This window comes from Acinetobacter sp. Lyrl_1, assembly GCF_051948795.1.
In the GTDB taxonomy this organism is placed as follows: Bacteria; Pseudomonadota; Gammaproteobacteria; order Pseudomonadales; family Moraxellaceae; genus Acinetobacter; species Acinetobacter towneri.
In genome coordinates, this window is the sequence record NZ_JAYJLK010000005.1 from 75,268 (window position 1) to 95,432 (window position 20,165).

Here is a 20,165-nt window from a genome sequence, read left to right on the forward strand (position 1 = left end):
GAAGTTCTCCTTAGTCGCCAATTACTGTGCTGGGGTTACTTGAATCACATGTTTTACGAAAATGCCCGGCGTGATGATGTGTTCCGGATCAAGCTCACCCAGTTCAACCACTTCAGACACCTGTGCAATGGTGATATCTGCCGCCATCGCCATGATTGGGCCGAAGTTACGTGCAGATTTGCGGTAAACTAGGTTGCCCCAACGGTCGCCTTTGTGTGCTTTGATCAAGGCAAAATCCGCTTTGATCGGATTTTCCAGCACGTAGTCTTTACCGTCGTAGTTTAGGGTTGGTTTGCCTTCAGCCAGCAACGTACCAAAACCGGTAGGAGTGTAGATTGGACCCAAACCCATACCTGCAGCCTGGATACGGCAAGCTAAGTTACCTTGTGGAACTAATTCAAGTTCAATTTTGCCAGCACGGTATAGCTCGTCGAAAACCCAAGAGTCAGACTGACGTGGGAACGAGCAGATGATTTTACGCACGGCACCTGCTTTTAAAAGCTTCGCCAAACCGTAGTCACCGTTACCGGCGTTGTTGTTGACGATCACCAGATCTTTCACGCCCAGTTCAATCAAGCCATCAATCAGTTCAGCGGGCTGACCCGCGGTGCCGAAGCCACCAATCATAATGGTTGAACCATCTTTAATTTGTGAAAGCACTTCTGTTAAGGAAGCTTTGCTTTTGTCGATCATATTTAATCCGTTATTTAGAGATCCCCAAACAATTATTGTAGAAGGATCATCTCTATAAATTGCTAGTCAAATTGCAAATACAATGTTCTGTGATTTAGAACAATCTCTACACCTCAAAATACATATGATAGGCCTTGAGTTTTAAGGAGATCTTTAATAATGGAAACACGAGTTCGTGAGCTTGAGAAACTACGATTTGACAGTCTGATTAACAAACAATATGATCAATTCGCCTCAATATGTCATGAGCATCTACGTTATGTACATACCAGTGGCACCGTTGATAATTTGTCATCTTTTATGAATAAATTACAAGCTGGTTATTATAATTATCAAAAAATTGATTTTGATATTTGTGAAGTTATTGATTTGCAGGATTGTGTCATCGTAGTAGGTGATTTTTATGCTGATCTATATGTCAATCAAGAGGCGAGAAAACTGCAAAACCGAGCAATTTCTGTCTGGAAAAAAGAGCAGGATCAATTAAAATTGTTTATATATCAAGCAACGCCTTTTAAATAATTGTTAAATAAAAAATGTTAGAGTGAATTCACTCTAACATTTAAAAAATATTTTATTTTCCTGAATCTCTATTTGTACGGGGATAAGTGAATGCCCTCTACATGGACCCTCAACACACTCCCCTGTTACAATATCAAACATAGCTGAATGATGTGCACACATAATAAGCGTGTTTTTATAGGTATTGAATACACCAGGCTTATAGTCAAGTTGTATTGAAAAATGTGGACACACATTTTCGTAGGCATAAAAGGTATTGTCTCCTTTAATAATGACAATACTTTTATCAGGTTTAACCGGGTGCTCGACTTTAAAACATTTATGGTTGTCGAAGTCGGTTATATCACACAGTTTGATCATAGTCCGATCCCCGACAGGACAAAATCATATTCAATCAAATCATAATCCTGATCAATACCATATAAAGCTTTACTCTGATTATCAGGTTGCTTGTGTTCATAATGAACAATCAATCGGTCTTTAACACCGAATACAGCATCCTCATCCAGATATTGATCGCCTTCTAAAAATAAGTGGGTAACTAATGGCTCGAAGCCTTCAGCCACAATTTTGAAATGGATATGCGCTGGTCGCCAGAAACTGCGATGAGCATAATTAAGTAATCTTCCTACAGTTCCATCAGAAGGGATCTGATAGCTGACAGGTAAAATAGACTTGATCGCATATGATCCATCTATCTGGCTAATAAATACGCCACGCAGATTATCAATTTTTTGTTCAGGATCTTGACCTGAATACATTCCATTTTCAGCAGTTTGCCAGATATCAATGCGCGCATTTTGAATAGGCTGCCCATGTCGATCAAGAATCTTGCCTTTAATCAATAAAGGTGTATGTGATTTATCACCCTGAATTACGATAGTATCTGCAAATTGACGTGTCGGAATATTTTCAATAAAAAAAGGACCGAAAACAGTAGATGGTGTTTGCTCTTGATTTTTTTGATGATTAATTTCATCGACTAACATGGATACACCGAGCACATCAGAAAGTAAGATATATTCTTGACGTTGCTCACTACATAGTTGGCCCGTTTGAGTTAAAAAATTAATCGCATATTCCCATTCTGCTTCAGTCAATTGAACTTCGGCAATATAGTCATGTAATTTTTGTACAAGGTTGGTGATTAAAGTTTTATGTCGAGTATTTTCAATCCGCTGAAAACTTTGAACCACTTGTGCTGCCACACTCATGATCAATTCCTTTTTCAAATGACCCACCCTTCACAGCTATTTTCGATGTCAAAAGTGAGCCATTATGATGTAAATTTTACTAACTGTTATTACCTCTTAAACCGGAGGTAATCCTTCATAGGCTTTTGTTAATAAGTCTTCCAACTCATCATAGTCATAACCACGAGGGTTATAGTAAGGACTATCACAAATGATCCTTGCGACTTCAGCAGGACCATTTTCTGGCAATCCAATCTCTTTTAAAGCCATTGGAATCTGCAATTGTTGGTTCAAAGCATAGATTGCCATACCCACATCTTCGCGGCTGCTAACCCCTAATGCAACGGCCAAACGGTCCATTGCTTCAATATCAGAATGACGGTTGTAATGAACAGAATAAGCCAAAGTAATTGCATGTGCCTGCGCATGAGGTAGATTAAAAGTTCCCCCCAAGGTATGACAAATTTTATGATGTATCGCCATACCCACTGACCCTAAACAGATACCGGCCAACCATGCTCCATAAGTCGCTTTCTGACGAGCATCAATATCCTTAGGATTTTTAACAATAATCGGTAAGGCTGCTTTTAATGCCTGAATCGACTCTACCGCCATCATACTAATAATCGGGTTTTTATCCTGTGCATACAGTGCTTCCACTGCATGAGCCATAGCATTCATACCTGAACATGCAGAAATTTCAGCAGGTAAAGTCACGCTCAACTCTGGATCATAAATCACAACTTTGGGTAATACGTGAATATCTTTACCCGTAGTTTTTAAATTATTTTCAGTTAACCCATAGACTGTGGTCATTTCACTACCTGCATAAGTGGTAGGAATTGCAACAATCGGCAAATGCGTTTTTAATGCAATAGCTTTGGCTAACCCAATGGTTGAGCCCCCTCCTAAAGCCAAACAACAGTCAATACCTTTTTCTTTGGCATATTCCACTGCTGAATTAGCAACTTCTACGGGAACATGCATGACAGCATGTGGATAGACTCCTACAGAAATATCATCAAGTTTTTGTACCAGTTTCTTGCCATCTTCTTCCTGTTCTGGTGTAGTAATCACCAGAACTTTTTGATAGCCATGCTGAATCAAAATTTCTTTGACTTCTTTTGACTTGCCATTCCCGAAATAAACATCGAGAGGTAGGGCTTTATAATGAAATGCATTCATAGACATTACCCTCGCTGAAAGTGCGGTGGGACGTTTGCATCAACATTAACCCAAATAGATTTCGCTTCAGTATAATCATGAATGGCTTCAAACCCCATTTCACGACCATAGCCAGACTTACCTACACCGCCAAATGGACTACCAGGATTGACACGTTTATAGCTGTTGATCCAACACATACCCGCGTTAATTTTTTTGGCAAATTGATGCGCACGTTGCAGGTTTTGTGTCCATAAGCCACTACCTAAGCCATATTCAGTGCAATTGGCAATTTCCAGAGCTTCTTCATCTGTTTTAAATCTTAAAACAGTAACGAATGGCCCAAATACTTCTTCTTGGGCAACACGATCGTGTGGCTTAGCTTCTACAATTGTAGGCAATACATAGTAACCGTTCTGTAGTGCTGCATCTTCTGGAGCCTTACCACCAGACAGAATACGACCACCCTGCTCCTGAGCGATCTGTACGTAAGACAATACTTTGTTGCGATGTGCTTCGGATGTCAAAGGCCCCATCTCGGTATTTGGATCAAGAGGGTCACCCAAACGAATCGACTCTGCCAATTTGATAAATTTCTCAAGAAATTGGTCCGCAATTGCTTCGTGTAGCACCAAGCGAGAACCGGCAATACATGCTTGTCCTTGATTGTGAAAAATTGCCCAAGCAGCACCGTTTACTGCAGCATCGATATTTGCATCTTCAAATACGATGTTGGCGCCCTTGCCACCCAACTCAAGTTGAACACGTTTTAGATTCCCAACTGAGGAACGTACAATATTTTGCCCGGTGACTGTCGAACCAGTAAAGGCAATCTTTCCGACATCTTCGTGTTCGGCTAGGCGTTGACCTGCTGTATGACCATAACCCGCTACAACATTCACAACACCATCAGGAAAGCCTGCTTTTTTAATCAGCTCTGCGATTTTAAGAGTAGATAAGGGAGTAAGCTCAGATGGCTTGAGTACTACTGTATTACCAGCAGCTAAAGCAGGACCTAATTTCCAACTGGTGAACATCAATGGAAAATTCCAAGGGACGATTTGCCCAACTACACCGATTGGTTCACGCAATACATAATTCAAAAAACCAGATTCTACCGGAATGACTGAGCCTTCAATCTTATCGGCAATACCGCCAAAATAACGGAAGCAAGCTGCAGTACGTGGAACATCCAAGCGTCTAGAATCACGGATAGGGTGCCCAGTATCTAGAGATTCTAGTTGTGCTAATTCTTCTGTATGCTCTTCGATTAAATCAGCCAATTTTAACAAGAGTCTGCCACGATCAGCTGCCGCCATGGCAGACCAGATTGGAAAAGCACGTTTTGCAGCAGCTACAGCAATATCTACATCTTCTGCTTCTGCAGCTGCAATTTTTGTAATAAGTTCACCATTAAATGGATTCAATACATCAATCGTACCGCCACTTTTCGCAGGTACGAATTGGCCATCAATAAATAATTGCGTATTAATCGTTCCCATATTTAGTTCAGGCGTGACTTTTCCATCAACACATAATTGCGTATTCATAATTTATATACCTAAATAGAGTGATAAAGGGCTGTAAAGCCCTTTTATAAGGAATTATGAGAAATCGATTGGATAAGGTGATAATTCACCTGATTCATATTTTTCTGGCAGATTAGGCGTAGCATTTTCCCAAACCAACAACATCGAACGTTTTGTTGAATAACCTTGATGGCGGATATTGGCTGGCATTGCGCAAATATCACCTGGTTTCATGACTACACGCGCAATTGGACTACCATCAATTTTGTCGGCGATATCCCAGGTAATTTCATCCGAGAATTGTAAGAACCACTCAACACGGTCATTACCATGGAAAATTGGTAAGATATACTCTTCAGTTGTTGGACAGAATAGACTTTCTTTACAAACTGAAGTTACCGAAGGATTCCAAGTAACATCCGAACGCGATAAATATTTAAATAAGTTAAAACCGCCGAGCTGCCCTTCAAATCCAGGTTCACAGTGGATAAATGGTTCATCTTGAACTACATCTTCAAAATGACGATTGACTGGTAAATCATCTCTTAATGGAGAATCACCTGGCAAACTTGGCATACGTTTTGTCGCAATACGATAACGGTCGATAGCAGCCTCATTATCACCATGCTTACGACCAAAAGCACTGCCAGTTTCTTCTGGAGCTGCAAATGGGTCAAAACCTTCACTTACCCAATCATGTAAAATCGCCTTAAAAGTTGCCATGATTAAAGGTGTTTCAAAGTTTTCAACATAATCAACGCCAGCATTTTTAAGAACACCATTAAAGGTTCCAGCATATAAATCAACGCTGCCATAATGGTTTTGTGTACCAATCACATGATCGAAGTTCACCCAACCATAGAAGAACCCCCAGGCTACATCACGCATGACTGCTCTTAAGAAAGCATCCGCTGACATTAAATGGGAAAATTCTTGTCCTTTAGCTTCCCAGGTAATTTTTGCAAAATACTCATCACGACTAAACGTAAACTTACCTAACTGAAAAGTAGAATAGCCTGTAATCACATCATGACTAATAATTTTTACGCCAGCATCTTCAAATTTCTTTAACATTGAAGTCATCTCTCTCTTCTCCTTGATTACTTAATACAAATCTCATTCCATTTTTCTAATGAGAGGGGTCCCTGAATAGTTTGAATAAGCAATACTGCTGGCTTGGATGTCTCAAAACGATAAGCTGAACCTGCTGGTAAAATTGCTTGATGACCTTGTTTAAGCAATGCATACCCCATTGCCTTACCATTAGGTTTATCACCTGCTAAATGTGTGCCTTCCTGTGCTGGAGAAACTAATTCTTCATTTAACTTAAGAAAATCTACTCGTACCTCACCATCCAGTACGATCACGAATTCATCATGTGAAGCGGTATACCAAGGTGAGACACCATCTGCCTTAACAGACTCAATAACAAACTTTAGATTTTTACCTACTACAGTTTTTTCATAGGGCTGTGCATTAGCAGCAACTTCAAAAACATTGGAAAAAGCATAATTGGTGGCTTCACCTGAAACCAATTGGATTGACCCTTTTTCGTAGTTATCCAAACTACCAAACTTGGTTGTATATACAGTCATTTTCGTTTCCTTACTCAACGTTCACAAATGCGGTCTTGTTCTTTGACAATTCGAAATTACGTTAAACCTCACCCCAAGACAATCTACGAACTCGCAACATGAATGTTTGCATTATGCAAACAATCCATAAAAATCCTTTTCATTAAACATGAAATTTCATGTATTTTTAAGAGAATGAGAAATTCATTTCTTCCTGTAATAAATGGCTTTGTTGCACAAAGATTTCATAACTATATGATTTTAAAAGTTTTGATTATTTTTTTGATCCAAAATTAAATTTATTTAAATCAGATGCTTACATATTTATGCAACAAAGCCGTAATAAATAGAAAATACGAATCAAACAGTCATATTATTTTTAATTTCATTTGAAACCTGAAACATATATTCCAATTTTCGTATTATATCTACTTGACTAAAACGACTATCTGCCCCTGTTATATTCAATGTAGCGATTAAATTACCCTGTGAGTTTCTTAATGGTATTGATAAACTGACTAAAGATTTTTCTTGCTCTTGGTTTACGAAACAATAACCTTGATCCTTAACTTTTTTAAGCTCGCTAATCAAAACAGATGGATGACTAACAGAAAACTCATTAACATGATTAAAATCCACATTTTTTATATATCTATCAATATCCTCTTGCGGCATATGAGCCAAAAAAATCCGTCCTGAAGACGAACTCCAAAGCGGCTCTATATCACCTAACTGTATATTCACTTGCATCTTTCTTTTTACTGGCTCACAAGCAATAACGGTGCTTAAAAAACCATTTTTAATACATATATAGCTAGTCTCTTCTGTTTTAATAGCGAGTTGTTTCACATAATATTGTGCAATTTTATAAAAACTATCAGAAGTTAAAAAAGCCTTACTTAAATTTAATACTTTAGGAGTTAGCCAATAATATTTAGAGTCACTTTCTAAATATCCTAAGATTTCCAAAGTTTTTAAAAATCGTCTAGCTGTTGCACGGGTCATATCAAGTAAATTTGCCGTTTCAGATAGTGTAATTTTCCTCTTATTTTCATTAAACAAATTCAGTACTAATAAGCCTTTTTCTAACGAAGCAACATAGTCCTTGTCATTAAGCGAACTTGACATGGTTCTCCCTTTTGCATTGAATGAACATTGTACGGATAGAGAACAATGTTCGTAATACGTACAGTTATAAAAAAGTGGGGACATGGTAGTCCCTGAAGCTAGTAGAGATGCTGAATGAAAAAATCAACACAACTCCGTAGCCTTATCTTAGCAATGTTATTTGCTAATGCTACTACACACGCGGAAGAACCTGCTGTCGAGCCACAAGGCTGGTTATTTAAATCAATTAATGAAAATGATCTTGATATCAAAGTTACAGGCTGGGTTCAGACCAGTATCGCTGATAGCAATCATGGTGGACAATTAACTCCTGCCACTATTATTCGTCGTGATGATGGTGTAACACTTGACCAGGCAGCCATCATGATTGAGAAAAAGGTTAATAGTAATATCGTGAGTCGGGTTGGGGCATTTCCTGGTGCTATGCCTAAAGACTTTGACTGGGGCTTTAATATCACGGGAATGTATGGTGCGGATAATTTCTTCTTCCGTACTTACGGACTAGACGATGATTGGGGCAGCAACAAAGTCGGTAACTTTGGTTCATCCGATATGTATGCTTCTTTGACCCAAGCCTATGCTGAGCTTTATCTTCCTGTGTTGGGTGGTAGTAATTTAATGGTAGGTTTATTCCATACCCCTCTCGCAAATGAAATTGGATTCGCTCTTCCTGCTCCTGCACCAACTACTTTCTATACTCATCCATATAGTTTTATTCATGGTCCAGCCAAACATGTCGGTGCATTGTGGAGTAGTCATATTTTTAATGAACCTGATAGTGCCAAACTTTCGTATGAGTTAGGTGCTGTGCGAGGTTATAACAATTTACAAGATCCAAACAAGGATTGGGATATTATTGCAAATTTACGCTGGCGTAGTAAAGATTTTTCAACGTGGGTAGATTTTGAAAATATCTTTGGTAATGGCGCAGATGATTCTTTTGATAAATGTGGTTGTGGATCACCAATTCCTGCGAGTTCAGAGTTGGCCAAGGATAAAAAACTCAATCGTTATCAAAGTTATTTGACAGTTACCAAATTTCTTAATCCAAAAAACAGTGTGACTGCTGAAGCATCTTATGGTTATCAAGAAAAAGCTTTGTTGGCTGACGTGTTTAATGCTGAACCGTTCGGGGTACCTGCGAATGGCGGTAAAGATGCATCATGGCAAGGCATTAATGTGAGCTATAAGCATAACTTTAATCCGCAACTAAGTTCAGCGATACGAGCAGAGTATTTTGACACTGATGGTGTTCACGTTCTCGTTCCCTACGACGGTATCTATAAAGCTGTCACCGCAAATATGACGTGGAACCCGAAACCTTACTTGCGTGTACGTCCCGAGATCCGTTACGACTGGTATAGCGGAGGTAGTAAACCTTTTGCTTCCCCACATCATACTTTACCGCCTCTGATTAATGGCACCGAAGATGACCAGCTTTCTTACTCTCTTGATTTGACATTCTTTTTCTAAATTCATTTAAAAGGAAATTAATAATGAATACACAAAAATGGGATACTTCCTATGAATGGAAGATAGTACTTCTTCTGACCTTAGGTTTTGGTTTAGTCGGCTTAGATCGGTGGATTATTGCACCATTATTGCCTTCAATCATGCGAGACCTCTCATTAAATTATCAAGATGTAGGTATGATTTTCGGTGCCCTAGGTATCACTTGGGGGATATTCGCCATTTTTGCAGGACGACTTTCTGATAAGATCGGTCATCGCAAAATTTTAATCCTATCTTTAATTGTTTTTTCTTTAGCATCCGGATTTTCTGGTGCGGCCATGGGTCTTACTAGTTTAATCTTAATCCGAGCGTTAATGGGCGTGTCTGAAGGTGCATTTTGTCCTACAAGCTTTGCAGCAACAGCAGTTGCAGCAAAACCTTCTCGTCGTGGCGCATTACAAGGGTTACAACAAAGTGGTTTTGCCTTATTTGGTTTAGGATTAGGTCCAATCATTGCAACCCAACTCATGCTAGTAGTTCCTTCCTGGCGTGAAGTTTTTTGGGTCGTTGCAATTCCAGGTTTTATTCTAGCTGTATTTTTATTTTTTGTACTACGCGAACCTGAACAAACTCAAGGCGGTCAACTGTTAATTTTAGAAAAACAGGCGGAGTCTAAAGAAAAAGTAAATTGGTTCGCACTACTTAAAACCCGTAATATTTTACTGAGTATGATTGGACTATTTTGTACCATGTCATGTGTATTTGTAATTAGTGCGATGGTTCCGCTTTATTTAGAAAACTATTTAAAGCTTACTCCTCAGGATATGGGTATCGTTGTTTCAGCGATTGGTTTTGGTGGTTTTCTAGGTCAGTTTTTAGTACCAACGTTCTCTGATTGGATCGGTCGTCGTGCGGCCTCTATTCTGAGCTTCCTTGGATCGGCGATTTTTATCTACTTATTTGCTAACGCTCCTGCGACAGTTATGAGCTTATTTGGCTTACTGTTCGTCTTGTCATTCTTTAGTTTAGGTTTAATTGCTTTACTTTCAGGTCCAATCGCTGCTGAGTCAGCACCGGCTGGTCTTGTAGCTTCATCAATTGGCTTAGTTGTGGGTGCCGGTGAAATCTTTGGTGGAGGCATTGCCCCTGTTCTTTCTGGAATAATTGCTGAAAATTATGGTATTCAAAATATTTTTTATCTCAGCCTTGTTGGTGCATTAATCGGTATGGTCATTAGTTTCTTCATTAAAGAAACAGCACCGCGTAAAGTGAATGCTACTACTCAACCAGCCCAAACTGTCAATCAAGTTGAGAATGCTTAATTAAACAGTGGAAGCTTTTTATCGGTTAGGTATTCATTCAATACCTAATCGAACATCCTTTTATTAGTCATTGTGAATAGTCCTCATAATCCTGTTCCACAATTTTTCTGAGTTGTATAAGTTTCTCTTTTCGTTTTAGGACTTTGTTGCACAAACCTAGCATAGACGGCTTCTTCAGCAATATAATTTTCAAATGAAGAAGCCTACACACAAAATCTACCGCACAACCAATTGGCCCGCATATAACAGAGCTCTCATTAATCGTGGGAATATTGCTATTTGGTTCGATCCAAACACTCAGTGGTATGCACAATCACAAGGCAAGCAAGGTCGAAGTCAAACTTACTCAGACACCGCTATTCAATGCTGTTTAATGATCAAATCTTTATTCAGACTCTCTCTACGCATGGTCACAGGTTTTGTTCAAAGCCTGATTAAACTATGTGGATTAAGTTGGACAGCGCCAGATTACAGTACGCTTTGTCGAAGACAAAAACATATTGATATTGCGATTAGCTATCAAAAAAATAGTGATGGGTTACATCTACTTGTAGACTCAACTGGCTTGAAGTTTCTAGGTGAAGGTGAATGGAAACGTAGGAAACATGGACCTGAATATCATCGCCAATGGCGTAAGCTGCATATTGGTATCGATGCTGAAACCCTGCAAATACGTGCAGTACAGCTTACTACAAATAATGTGAGCGATTCGCAAGTACTCGGTGATTTACTTGCTCAAATTCCTTTAGATGAACGAATTGATTCGGTCTATACCGATGGTGCTTACGATACGAAGCACTGCAGACAAGTCATTTTAGATCGACAGGCACATGCGGTGATTCCGCCAAGAAAAAATGCGAAGCCCTGGAAAGACAAAAAGCTGAGATCTTTAGAAAGAAATGAATTGTTGAAAACGGTTAAATGCCTAGGAAGAGCAATTTGGAAAAGTGGTCTGGGTATCATCGCCGAAGCTTGGTAGAAACCAAGATGCATTGCATCAAATTATTGGGAGATAAACTCAGTGCACGGAGTTTTCAAAGCCAGGTGAATGAGATTCATGCACGTGTGGCAGTATTAAATAAATTTATGGAATTAGGCCGAGCTCATACCCAAGTTGTCACTTAAATTTAAACAACTTAGGAAAGCTCTATCTTTAAAATCTTTATGCAACAAAGCCTAGTCGATTTATAAATAATTAATAATCATTATATTAAACTATATATTGTTATTATTTCTCACGAAAATCAGCATCAAAACATAGGTGACTTTTATAAACTAAAATGCCTAAAATGAAGTGACCAAAACCACATTAAATGATCTAAATTGATCAAAATTTTACTCCACCAAAAACTATATACCAGTAATTAAATCATATACTTATAATTAAGGTCATTTAATGGAATAAATCTCGGTGACCTTGCCAAGGTTGGGGTCGCGAGTTCGAGTCTCGTTTCCCGCTCCAGATTCTAAAAGCCTCAGTTAAATGACTGGGGCTTTTTTATTGTTGTTTTATTCAATATTTTACTTCATAAGAAATTTTTATACTTAAAAAAGTAAGTTTACAAAAGTGCTCTTTCAAAACTGTGAACAAAAAACCGTGTAGATGATGCTCCAGAGTATCAATCATACAAGATAAAAAAAACTCCAAAACAAAAGATAGTATTAGCTACTACTAAGTGGCTTATGTTAAACAAGATCAGCTTGCCTAAATCCTAAATATTGATGCCGCGGAGCCTGTTAATAATTTCTGTCATTGCTTCTTAATAAAAAAGCAACTAATATGCTTCTTATACCACCAAAAAGCAATAAATATGTCTACACCAAATAAGTCTTTACTACAGCAAGTCAAAAAAAGACGAACCCTATTGGGTTTAAAGCAAGTTGATATGCAATCACGTACAGGCATTTCAAGACAGCAGTACCAAAAACTGGAAAGTCAAGGCAATCCTCGATTAGATACCTTAGAAATTATTGCGGCAGGACTAAATGCTCAACTGATGCTCATCCCAGATGATAAGGTTCATTTGATTAGACAATTATTGAATGATGAAATTAAAGTCACTATTGAAGATCAAGATGACTTAATGTCTAACCCATGGAAAGGTCTTCTCGGAGGAGAGGAACCATGAATACTGTTGCAGTCCTGAAATTAACATTACATCACGTTGTCGTTGGATACTTGGCAGGATTTCAGAGCGGAAAAAATATTCTGGTTTTCACAGATTCTTTTCACTTGGATCAGCAACGTCCGACCTTGAGCTTGCTTACTTCCCCTTTATATCCTCAAGCGGATAAGATTTTAGAAAAGACCTATGTTACACATCAGCGCTTACACCCCTTGCTATCAAATCTGCTACCAGAAGGTGCATTACGCGAACTCATAGCACAAAGCCTCAAAATACATATAGACAATGAATTTCAGTTATTGGCAGCTTTAGGTCATGACTTACCTGGGGCACTGATTGCAACCCCAGTAGATCCAGAAGAAATCCCAGATGGAATAAAATTTAAGCTTCAGATCTCGAATCCAGATCAGATATTAAAACAAGAGATTCGGACAAATAATAAGTTTTCCTTGGCTGGCGTCCAAATGAAGTTTTCCATGAAAGCCAAAGATGGGCGTTTTACATTAGCACAGGCAACGGAATCCAGCCTACTCGGTGATTGGATTGTCAAAACTCCTTCTACCAGACATGCTTTTGTTCCGCTGAATGAATACTCTATGATGATCCTTGCCAAAATGGTCGGAATAGATATCCCAGAGATTCGTTTGGTAGATATGGCACTCTTACAAGACCTTCCACCATTAAATCTACCCCAAGAGCAATATGCTTTTGCAATTAAGAGATTCGATAGGCAGAGTACTGCTAATACTACAGAGCTTATTCATATTGAAGATTTTGCTCAGATCTTTGGTTCATATCCACACCAGAAATACAGCACCACAAATTATGAGCAGATCGGTAAGATCATTTATCACTATTCAGATAACAAAATTTTTGATATTCAGCAATTTGCCAGCCGTTTACTCGTCAATATTTTACTCGCCAATGGAGATGCACACTTAAAGAACTGGAGTATGATTTATCACGATAAAACAACGCCAAGATTATCCCCTGCATACGATATATTGATGACAAGTGTATATATTGAAAATGAGCGTCATTTCGCCTTAAATCTTGCCAAAAATAAAGATTGGTATTTAGCTGAGATGAAACACTTTGAACAATGGGCTGAAAAAGTCGGTGTTCCATGGCGTGTTATTGAAAAACAACTTCACGCGATCATGGACAAAGCACGGTCGGTATGGCCAGTGCTATTACTAGACTTACCTATGATTTCTGTTCATAAAGAAAAATTAAGAGAACATTGGAAAAAATTGCATCCGGACTTTCAGATACTTACAGATGATTAGGGTAATCTGAAACCAAACTAAAATTTCTCAAACAAGTTCATCACGTCATTTTCCGTCAGTTTCGCTTCGCCTTCATGATCTGTACTTAGAATAGAGTGTGCCAGTTCTGCTTTATTTTGCTGTAAGGCAAGAATTTTTTCTTCTATGCTTTTATTAGTAATCAGCTTATAGACAAATACCGGCTTGTCCTGTCCAATCCGCCATGCACGATCTGAAGCTTGATCTTCAGCAGCAGGGTTCCACCATGGATCATAGTGAATGACCGTATCTGCGGCAGTTAGATTCAAACCGACCCCTCCTGCTTTCAGACTGATTAAAAATACCGGCACTTGTCCAGACTGAAACGCTGTAATGACTTCATCTCGCTTTTTGGTCTTTCCAGTCAGCTTCACATAGCCAATTTCTGCGTGATGGAACTGTTGTTCAATCAGTTCCAACATTGAGGTAAACTGAGAGAAGATAAGAATTTTTCGCCCCTCTTCCACCATTGGAACGACCATATCCATCAACTGTTCAAGTTTGGCAGAATGCGCCTGCCCAATTTTCACTGAATCCAGCTTTAGTAAGCTAGGATGGCAGCACACCTGACGTAGCTTCAGTAAGGCATCTAAAATTTGAATTTGACTACGTTTAAAGCCTTTTTCTGCCACAATTTTCTGAATGCTTGCCTGCATCGTGGCACGAACAGCCTCATATAACTTGGATTGCTGGTCATTCATATCAATATTGACTTCAATCGTGGTTTTTTCTGGCAACTCTTTGGCTACGTCAGTTTTCAAGCGACGTAAAATGAAGGGCTTAATCCGGTTGACCAACTTTTGTCTTAACTGCTCATCACCGCGCTTTTCAATCGGATGACGGTACTTTTTATTAAAAATTTCTTGTGAATATAAAAATCCTGGCATCAGGAAATAAAATAGTGCCCACAGCTCACCCAAATGATTTTCCATAGGTGTACCGGTTAGACATAGACGATGTCGCGCTGTTAATTGCCGTACTACCTGTGCAGCTTTGGCGCGCGGATTTTTGATATTCTGCGCCTCATCCAAAATGAGTTGATGATATTCATATTGCTTTAGTTGCTCTTCATCTCTCGCCAGAAGCGGATAGGTGGTTAACACAATATCATAGTGCGGAATCTGCTCAAAATACTGATGGCGATCGGGCCCCTGTAGCAGCAATACCTTGAGCTCTGGGGTAAATTTCTCCGCTTCTTTGAACCAGTTATGCATCAGCGATGTGGGTGCAACAATTAAGGCGGGACTATCCTGCAAATATCCAGCCTGCTTTTCCATGAGTAAATGGGCTAAAGTTTGTGCTGTTTTCCCCAAGCCCATATCATCTGCCAGAATCCCGCCATGCTGGGTTTCCCTTAAAAACTGTAACCAGCCTAAGCCCTGCTGCTGGTATAGACGCAACTCCCCCTGAAAACCTTGTGGTGTTGGCAGTTGTTGCTGATAGCCTTGTTTGAATTTATGTACAAATTTCTGCAGGCGATCACTGACCTGCCATGTCATCCCAAGATTATGCTGCAATTCTAATAATTGACTCGCATCATAGCGATCAATACTGCGCTCTTCTTGCTGTAAAATGCTCTGCAAATGCAATAATACCGGCTTAATATCCCTAGCGGATAGCGCCAAATCAGGTTGATCAACTGCAGTTTTCACGGTGAAAATTTGACTGTCATGCAGATGAATAAAAGTCCGCGGATCAAGTAAATCAGGATTTACTCGCACCAAAGCTACGAGCGCATCAAGTAAATTATAAGAATTGCCTGCACTGTCTTGAACCGTCGCCCCGATATTGAACCAGTCCTGCTGGCCTTCAGATTCAGTGATAGAAATCTTTAAATTTTCAACATATTGCAGGTTAAAGGGGCTGTTTTCCAGATGCTCTATCTGCCAGCCCATCAACTCAATTTGATTGATGGGCATCAGCTGTTTGATCCAGTCTCCATAGAAAGCAAAAACCATAGAATCGAGACGTTGTTTATCCAGTTTTAATTGCTGGTCATAACTAAGATCTTTCACCCACTTCAGTGATTCAACCAATAGCTGTAAACGCTGGATTGACTGTTGTTCCTGAACTAAGTCCCGAAGCTGTCGCACCATTTTGTCATGCTGCTCACCAATGAAACTGTCACCTGATGTACCTGCTTTAATTCGCCCGCCTGCATAGGAGAATTCAATTTCAGCACAAACAGACTCTTCCCATTTCCAATCAAATTTATCTAAAACACCGAAGCGTAAAATTGGCTGGGGACTACCCTCAAGGACATCAATATGCTGAATAGACTCGGGCTGAGGCAGATTTTTCACGTCTGAATATTGATGAGTCAGTTTCTCAAACTCTGGCAAGAGCATAGATGGAAGATCAGGCATCTGTAAAAAATGGTACAGAAGATTTGCCGTATATTCACCATATAACTGGCCCACCGTGTTCTGTTGAATATCCACATAACACGGTGGCTGGCTAGCGAGAATTTGGATATGTGGATTTGATTTTAAATCGAGTCGAATATCACCATTGACCAATTCAATATTTAAATGCTCTGTCTGTTTGTTTACACCTTGTTGCCAGATCAGTTCGATGTGATAGCCTTGTTCTGACCATTGAAGTGCAGTATGGCTCTTTTTTTGCCAGTACACATCGCCACTTTGAATAAAAGATTTGAAATGCTCCAATAAAATTCCGGAGATATCAAGATTGCTTTGATAAAAACGTTCGTCACTGTTTATTTTGGCATAATAATAAATCTGGTTAAATAATTGTCGTTTTTGTTCAGGTAAAGTCAGATGCTTTCTGGTGATATTTTCATATTGGGTATAATAACTTTCCCCCGCAATTGAGCCGTTTTTATTGCGTCTGGCCTTCTGAACATCAACTGTCAATTTCTTTAAGCTGACAGACTGATCTAACAGGTAAATTAAATAATTGTTTGTTTTGACAGATTGCTCTGGTTCAGTCTGTTGTAAATACCGTTTAAAATCATTCAACCAGCGCTGTGCCTGATCATCCCCCCGTAGGCGTTTTGCGATTCCCTGCGGGGATTGAGAGTCAGCATAACGCTGCTGAAATTCCTGGCGATATTCCTGAAAGAATAACCGCGCTAAAGCAGCAGCATGTTTACAGTTATATCCAACCGGACAAGTGCAGTCGTCATCGATTAAACGGTCTTTTTGGGGATTATAGGTGATTGCAGTATCGTAATAATCTGTCCCTTCAATTTGGGCATACATCGTAACCCCGTCTTTTTCCTCAAAGAACTCAATCGTTTCCCTATCAATGCGTTTAGCATAGCTAAGACTGCGCTGAAGAGTTGCTGTACTAAAGCGAGATAGAAAATTGATCAATGAGGACATAATTACCAGACACTAAAAATGTTTATACAATTACAACGGACAAAGGTGTCAATTCAGAATAGTAGCCGAACGGCCCAACCTGAGCATAACTTGGATTCACTCAAAAGGAATATTGTAAATAAAGACTACTTTTTGCATAAACATTCAAAGCCAAACCTCAGTATGTCTACATCACCACAGCATGCATTTCCCACACATATTGACTACGCATCAATTGCTTTAATTGTTTAAGGTCTTGATATTTTTCCAGTATCTCTTGTGCTCGAGCTAATTTTTGTTGGGCATGCCGATAGTCTTGCTCATATTTTCGATACAAATCTTGCACTTTAATTTTACGGTTAGAATATAAAAACTGACTCCAATTAAAAGAGTAAATAATGTCATCTACTTGCATTTGTAAAGTTTCTAACTGTTCTTCTAAAAGCAGGTTATACGCTTTTAATTGTTGATTGGCGAAAGATAGATTGTGCTGCTGACCCAACTGAATTTGCAAATTTAGCAAGCTCAATAAATCATTGGCTTCATAAGCTTGATTGGCTTGCTGCATCAATGCGGTTTTTTCTTGTTTTTTCTGCTCATCTTGCTCACGATCTGGGTGAATCCACGCTGTAATTTTTAAGTAAATCGTTTTGATGGACTGATTTGCCAGTTTCTTTGCTTCTTCACGCTGTTGCTGTTTTTTTGCTGCTTTGGCTTTTTCACGGGCAATTTGCTGTTCGGCAAAAGCTTTTTGAGCACCACTCAACTGACTTAAAAAATCTAGCTCCTCTTGATCTTGCATTTTTTGTTCAAATTTTTCTATAAAATCATCTAAATCTAATGGGTCATGCTGAAAATCAAAAAAATCTAGATCTAGGTCATATTCTTCACAGAGAAAATGTTTCAAACTGTCCAACTTGAGCTGTGCTAGTCGTTCTTGTTCAGAAGCATCATCTTCAAAACCACCTTGCTCAAAGTTTTCTTCTGCGGACTCAGACTCAGTTTTAGCCTCAAACATCTCATCTAGATCATCTAAGTCTGGCCGCTCAAAATCATAGCCATAATGATTCAGCAATTCTGTTAAAAACTGAACTTGTTCGGCAGACATCTGCTGCGAATCTAAGAGCTGTAAACTGAGTTGCTCAATTTTTTGAGCAAGTTTAGTTTGTTGGGCTGCCGTCATTTTTTGTTGTTTTTGCTGAAGCAATTGTTGAATTTGCTGAAATATAATTTCACGCAATTGCGTATAGGTTGGTAAAATTTCTCGGCTGGCCCGTGCCTGAATATCGGCTTGTGCGGTCTGCCATTCATTCAAACGTACTTGTTCCTGCTCAATTTTTTGACATAATTTCTGAAATTTTTTCTGTGGCGCAGAAAGTTTCTGCTCTGGCTCTAAAGTACTTTTCTGTAATTTCATCTTCAATCATATCGAACACATAAGTCTGAGCCGTATTTTAACCAACTTCACTCAATAAAAAACACCCTTGCCATCACAACACCTTTTCTCATCCATGGTCTTTGACCTGCTCCATCTTGCAACAGCCCCACACACGGTTAATGACCTGAAACATCTTCAAGCAATTGATCTTCTATTCTGTACAGCACATTGCACATAGTTCGATTATCATAGGCAGCAATACGACTTTTCCAAATATTCAGGATAATACATGAGCAAACTCACTTGTTTTAAAGCCTATGACATTCGCGGAAAATTGGGCACAGAACTCAATGAAGAGATTGCCTATAAAATTGGTCGTGCTTACGGACAAATTTACCAACCCAAAACCGTTGCAATTGGCTGCGATATCCGTCTCAGCAGCGAAAGCTTAAAGCAAGCCACCATTCGTGGGTTAAATGATGCAGGGGTCAATGTGCTAGATTTAGGCATGACAGGTACAGAAGAAGTCTATTTCGCAGCTTTCCATTTAGACGTGCAAGGTGGCATTGAAGTGACTGCTAGCCATAACCCCATGGACTACAACGGCATGAAACTGGTACGTGAAAATGCACGTCCGATTAGTGCCGATACAGGTTTAAAAGACATTCAGGCTTTGACAGAATCGGGTGAATTTACCCCAGTTGAGCACAAAGGTAGCACTCAAAGCTACAATATTTTGCCTGAATTTATTGACCATTTAATGACGTATATCGAGCCTAGCAAAATTCGCCCAATGAAACTGGTCATGAATGCAGGCAATGGCGCTGCAGGACATGTAGTCGATGCAATTGAGCAAAAATTCAAAGCCCTGAATATTCCTGTTGAATTGGTCAAAATTCACAATGATGCCGATGGTACTTTCCCCAATGGTATCCCGAATCCAATTTTAGTGGAAAACCGTGATAGCACCCGCAATGCCGTATTAGAGCATCAAGCCGACATGGGCATTGCGTGGGATGGTGACTTTGACCGCTGTTTCTTATTCGATGAAAAAGGCCAGTTTATTGAAGGCTATTATATTGTCGGCTTATTGGCACAGGCGTTTTTGCTCAAACAAACAGGCGAAAAAATCGTGCATGACCCGCGCTTGGTCTGGAATACCTTTGATGTAGTCGCGCAATATCAGGGTGAAGCGATTCAATCTAAATCTGGACATGCCTTTATTAAAGATGTAATGCGTGAACACAATGCCGTTTACGGCGGTGAAATGAGTGCACACCACTATTTCCGTGATTTTGCCTATTGTGACAGCGGCATGATTCCATGGCTATTGGCGGTTTCGGTATTGTCTGAAACAGGACAATCGCTATCAAATCTAGTCGAAGAAATGATTGCCAAATTCCCATGTTCGGGCGAAATTAACTTTAAAGTAGCCGATACTCAAGCCACCA

At 39.4% G+C, this 20,165-nt stretch carries 16 protein-coding genes and 1 pseudogene; 7 read left to right on the forward strand and 10 right to left on the reverse strand.

Features of this window, described 5'->3' with window-relative positions:
* Nucleotides 1-21: 21 nt before the first annotated feature.
* On the reverse strand, nucleotides 22-693 hold the full coding sequence (locus VF675_RS03590; RefSeq protein ID WP_440204785.1) for a 3-oxoacid CoA-transferase subunit A: 672 nt from the start codon (nucleotides 691-693) through the stop codon (nucleotides 22-24).
* Between the two features lie 159 nt (nucleotides 694-852).
* Here VF675_RS03590 and VF675_RS03595 point away from each other — a divergent pair, with 159 nt between their 5' ends.
* A complete protein-coding gene (locus tag VF675_RS03595; protein ID WP_440204786.1) occupies nucleotides 853-1,215 on the forward strand; it encodes a nuclear transport factor 2 family protein in 363 nt (120 codons plus the stop codon).
* A gap of 33 nt (nucleotides 1,216-1,248) precedes the next feature.
* Here the strand turns inward: VF675_RS03595 and VF675_RS03600 are convergent, their stop codons facing one another.
* The 7 genes from VF675_RS03600 to VF675_RS03630 all read right to left on the reverse strand — a co-directional run bounded on the left by VF675_RS03600 (nucleotide 1,249) and on the right by VF675_RS03630 (nucleotide 7,803).
* Nucleotides 1,249-1,575: a Rieske (2Fe-2S) protein gene (locus tag VF675_RS03600; RefSeq protein WP_180187202.1), complete on the reverse strand. Its 327-nt coding sequence runs from the start codon at nucleotides 1,573-1,575 to the stop codon at nucleotides 1,249-1,251.
* Nucleotides 1,572-2,429: a dioxygenase family protein gene (locus tag VF675_RS03605; RefSeq protein WP_180187201.1), complete on the reverse strand. Its 858-nt coding sequence runs from the start codon at nucleotides 2,427-2,429 to the stop codon at nucleotides 1,572-1,574. The genes VF675_RS03600 and VF675_RS03605 overlap by 4 nt, the downstream gene beginning before the upstream one ends.
* Nucleotides 2,430-2,525: 96 nt before the next feature.
* Entirely contained in the window at nucleotides 2,526-3,593 is a 1,068-nt protein-coding gene (locus VF675_RS03610) for a maleylacetate reductase (RefSeq protein WP_180187200.1), read from the reverse strand.
* A 5-nt stretch (nucleotides 3,594-3,598) separates the two neighbouring features.
* Nucleotides 3,599-5,122, reverse strand: coding sequence for an aldehyde dehydrogenase family protein (locus VF675_RS03615; protein WP_257232953.1), 1,524 nt, complete (start codon nucleotides 5,120-5,122; stop codon nucleotides 3,599-3,601).
* A gap of 54 nt (nucleotides 5,123-5,176) precedes the next feature.
* The gene (locus VF675_RS03620; RefSeq protein ID WP_440204787.1) at nucleotides 5,177-6,184 is read right to left on the reverse strand and encodes a hydroxyquinol 1,2-dioxygenase; all 1,008 of its coding nucleotides are present in this window, start codon (nucleotides 6,182-6,184) and stop codon (nucleotides 5,177-5,179) included.
* A 17-nt stretch (nucleotides 6,185-6,201) separates the two neighbouring features.
* Nucleotides 6,202-6,696, reverse strand: coding sequence for a hydroxyquinol 1,2-dioxygenase (locus VF675_RS03625; protein WP_180187198.1), 495 nt, complete (start codon nucleotides 6,694-6,696; stop codon nucleotides 6,202-6,204).
* Between the two features lie 339 nt (nucleotides 6,697-7,035).
* Entirely contained in the window at nucleotides 7,036-7,803 is a 768-nt protein-coding gene (locus tag VF675_RS03630) for an IclR family transcriptional regulator domain-containing protein (protein ID WP_440204788.1), read from the reverse strand.
* Between the two features lie 114 nt (nucleotides 7,804-7,917).
* On the opposite strand from VF675_RS03630, the gene VF675_RS03635 reads away from it, so the two are divergent.
* The 5 genes and pseudogenes from VF675_RS03635 (at nucleotide 7,918) to VF675_RS03655 (ending at nucleotide 13,992) form a co-directional block, all read left to right on the forward strand.
* The gene (locus VF675_RS03635; RefSeq protein ID WP_440204789.1) at nucleotides 7,918-9,276 is read left to right on the forward strand and encodes an outer membrane beta-barrel protein; all 1,359 of its coding nucleotides are present in this window, start codon (nucleotides 7,918-7,920) and stop codon (nucleotides 9,274-9,276) included.
* Between the two features lie 23 nt (nucleotides 9,277-9,299).
* Nucleotides 9,300-10,577, forward strand: coding sequence for an MFS transporter (locus tag VF675_RS03640; RefSeq protein ID WP_180187196.1), 1,278 nt, complete (start codon nucleotides 9,300-9,302; stop codon nucleotides 10,575-10,577).
* Nucleotides 10,578-10,770: 193 nt separating this feature from the next.
* Nucleotides 10,771-11,702: pseudogene (locus VF675_RS03645) on the forward strand (IS5 family transposase).
* Between the two features lie 686 nt (nucleotides 11,703-12,388).
* Nucleotides 12,389-12,706, forward strand: coding sequence for a helix-turn-helix domain-containing protein (locus tag VF675_RS03650; protein WP_004970272.1), 318 nt, complete (start codon nucleotides 12,389-12,391; stop codon nucleotides 12,704-12,706).
* Nucleotides 12,703-13,992 (forward strand): type II toxin-antitoxin system HipA family toxin, encoded by a 1,290-nt coding sequence (locus VF675_RS03655; protein ID WP_004970273.1) that lies wholly within the window; start codon nucleotides 12,703-12,705, stop codon nucleotides 13,990-13,992. The genes VF675_RS03650 and VF675_RS03655 overlap by 4 nt, the downstream gene beginning before the upstream one ends.
* Nucleotides 13,993-14,009: 17 nt before the next feature.
* Here VF675_RS03655 and VF675_RS03660 read toward each other — a convergent pair whose 3' ends face one another.
* Both VF675_RS03660 and VF675_RS03665 read right to left on the reverse strand, forming a co-directional pair.
* Nucleotides 14,010-17,357 (reverse strand): DEAD/DEAH box helicase, encoded by a 3,348-nt coding sequence (locus tag VF675_RS03660; RefSeq protein WP_440204790.1) that lies wholly within the window; start codon nucleotides 17,355-17,357, stop codon nucleotides 14,010-14,012.
* 166 nt (nucleotides 17,358-17,523) lie between these two features.
* Nucleotides 17,524-18,753 carry a hypothetical protein gene (locus VF675_RS03665; protein ID WP_440204791.1) on the reverse strand — a complete coding sequence of 410 codons (1,230 nt, stop codon included), beginning with the start codon at nucleotides 18,751-18,753 and terminating at the stop codon, nucleotides 17,524-17,526.
* A gap of 250 nt (nucleotides 18,754-19,003) precedes the next feature.
* On the opposite strand from VF675_RS03665, the gene VF675_RS03670 reads away from it, so the two are divergent.
* Nucleotides 19,004-20,165, forward strand: a 1,162-nt coding sequence (locus VF675_RS03670; RefSeq protein ID WP_440204792.1) for a phosphomannomutase CpsG, incomplete at its 3' end; no start/stop codon positions are given.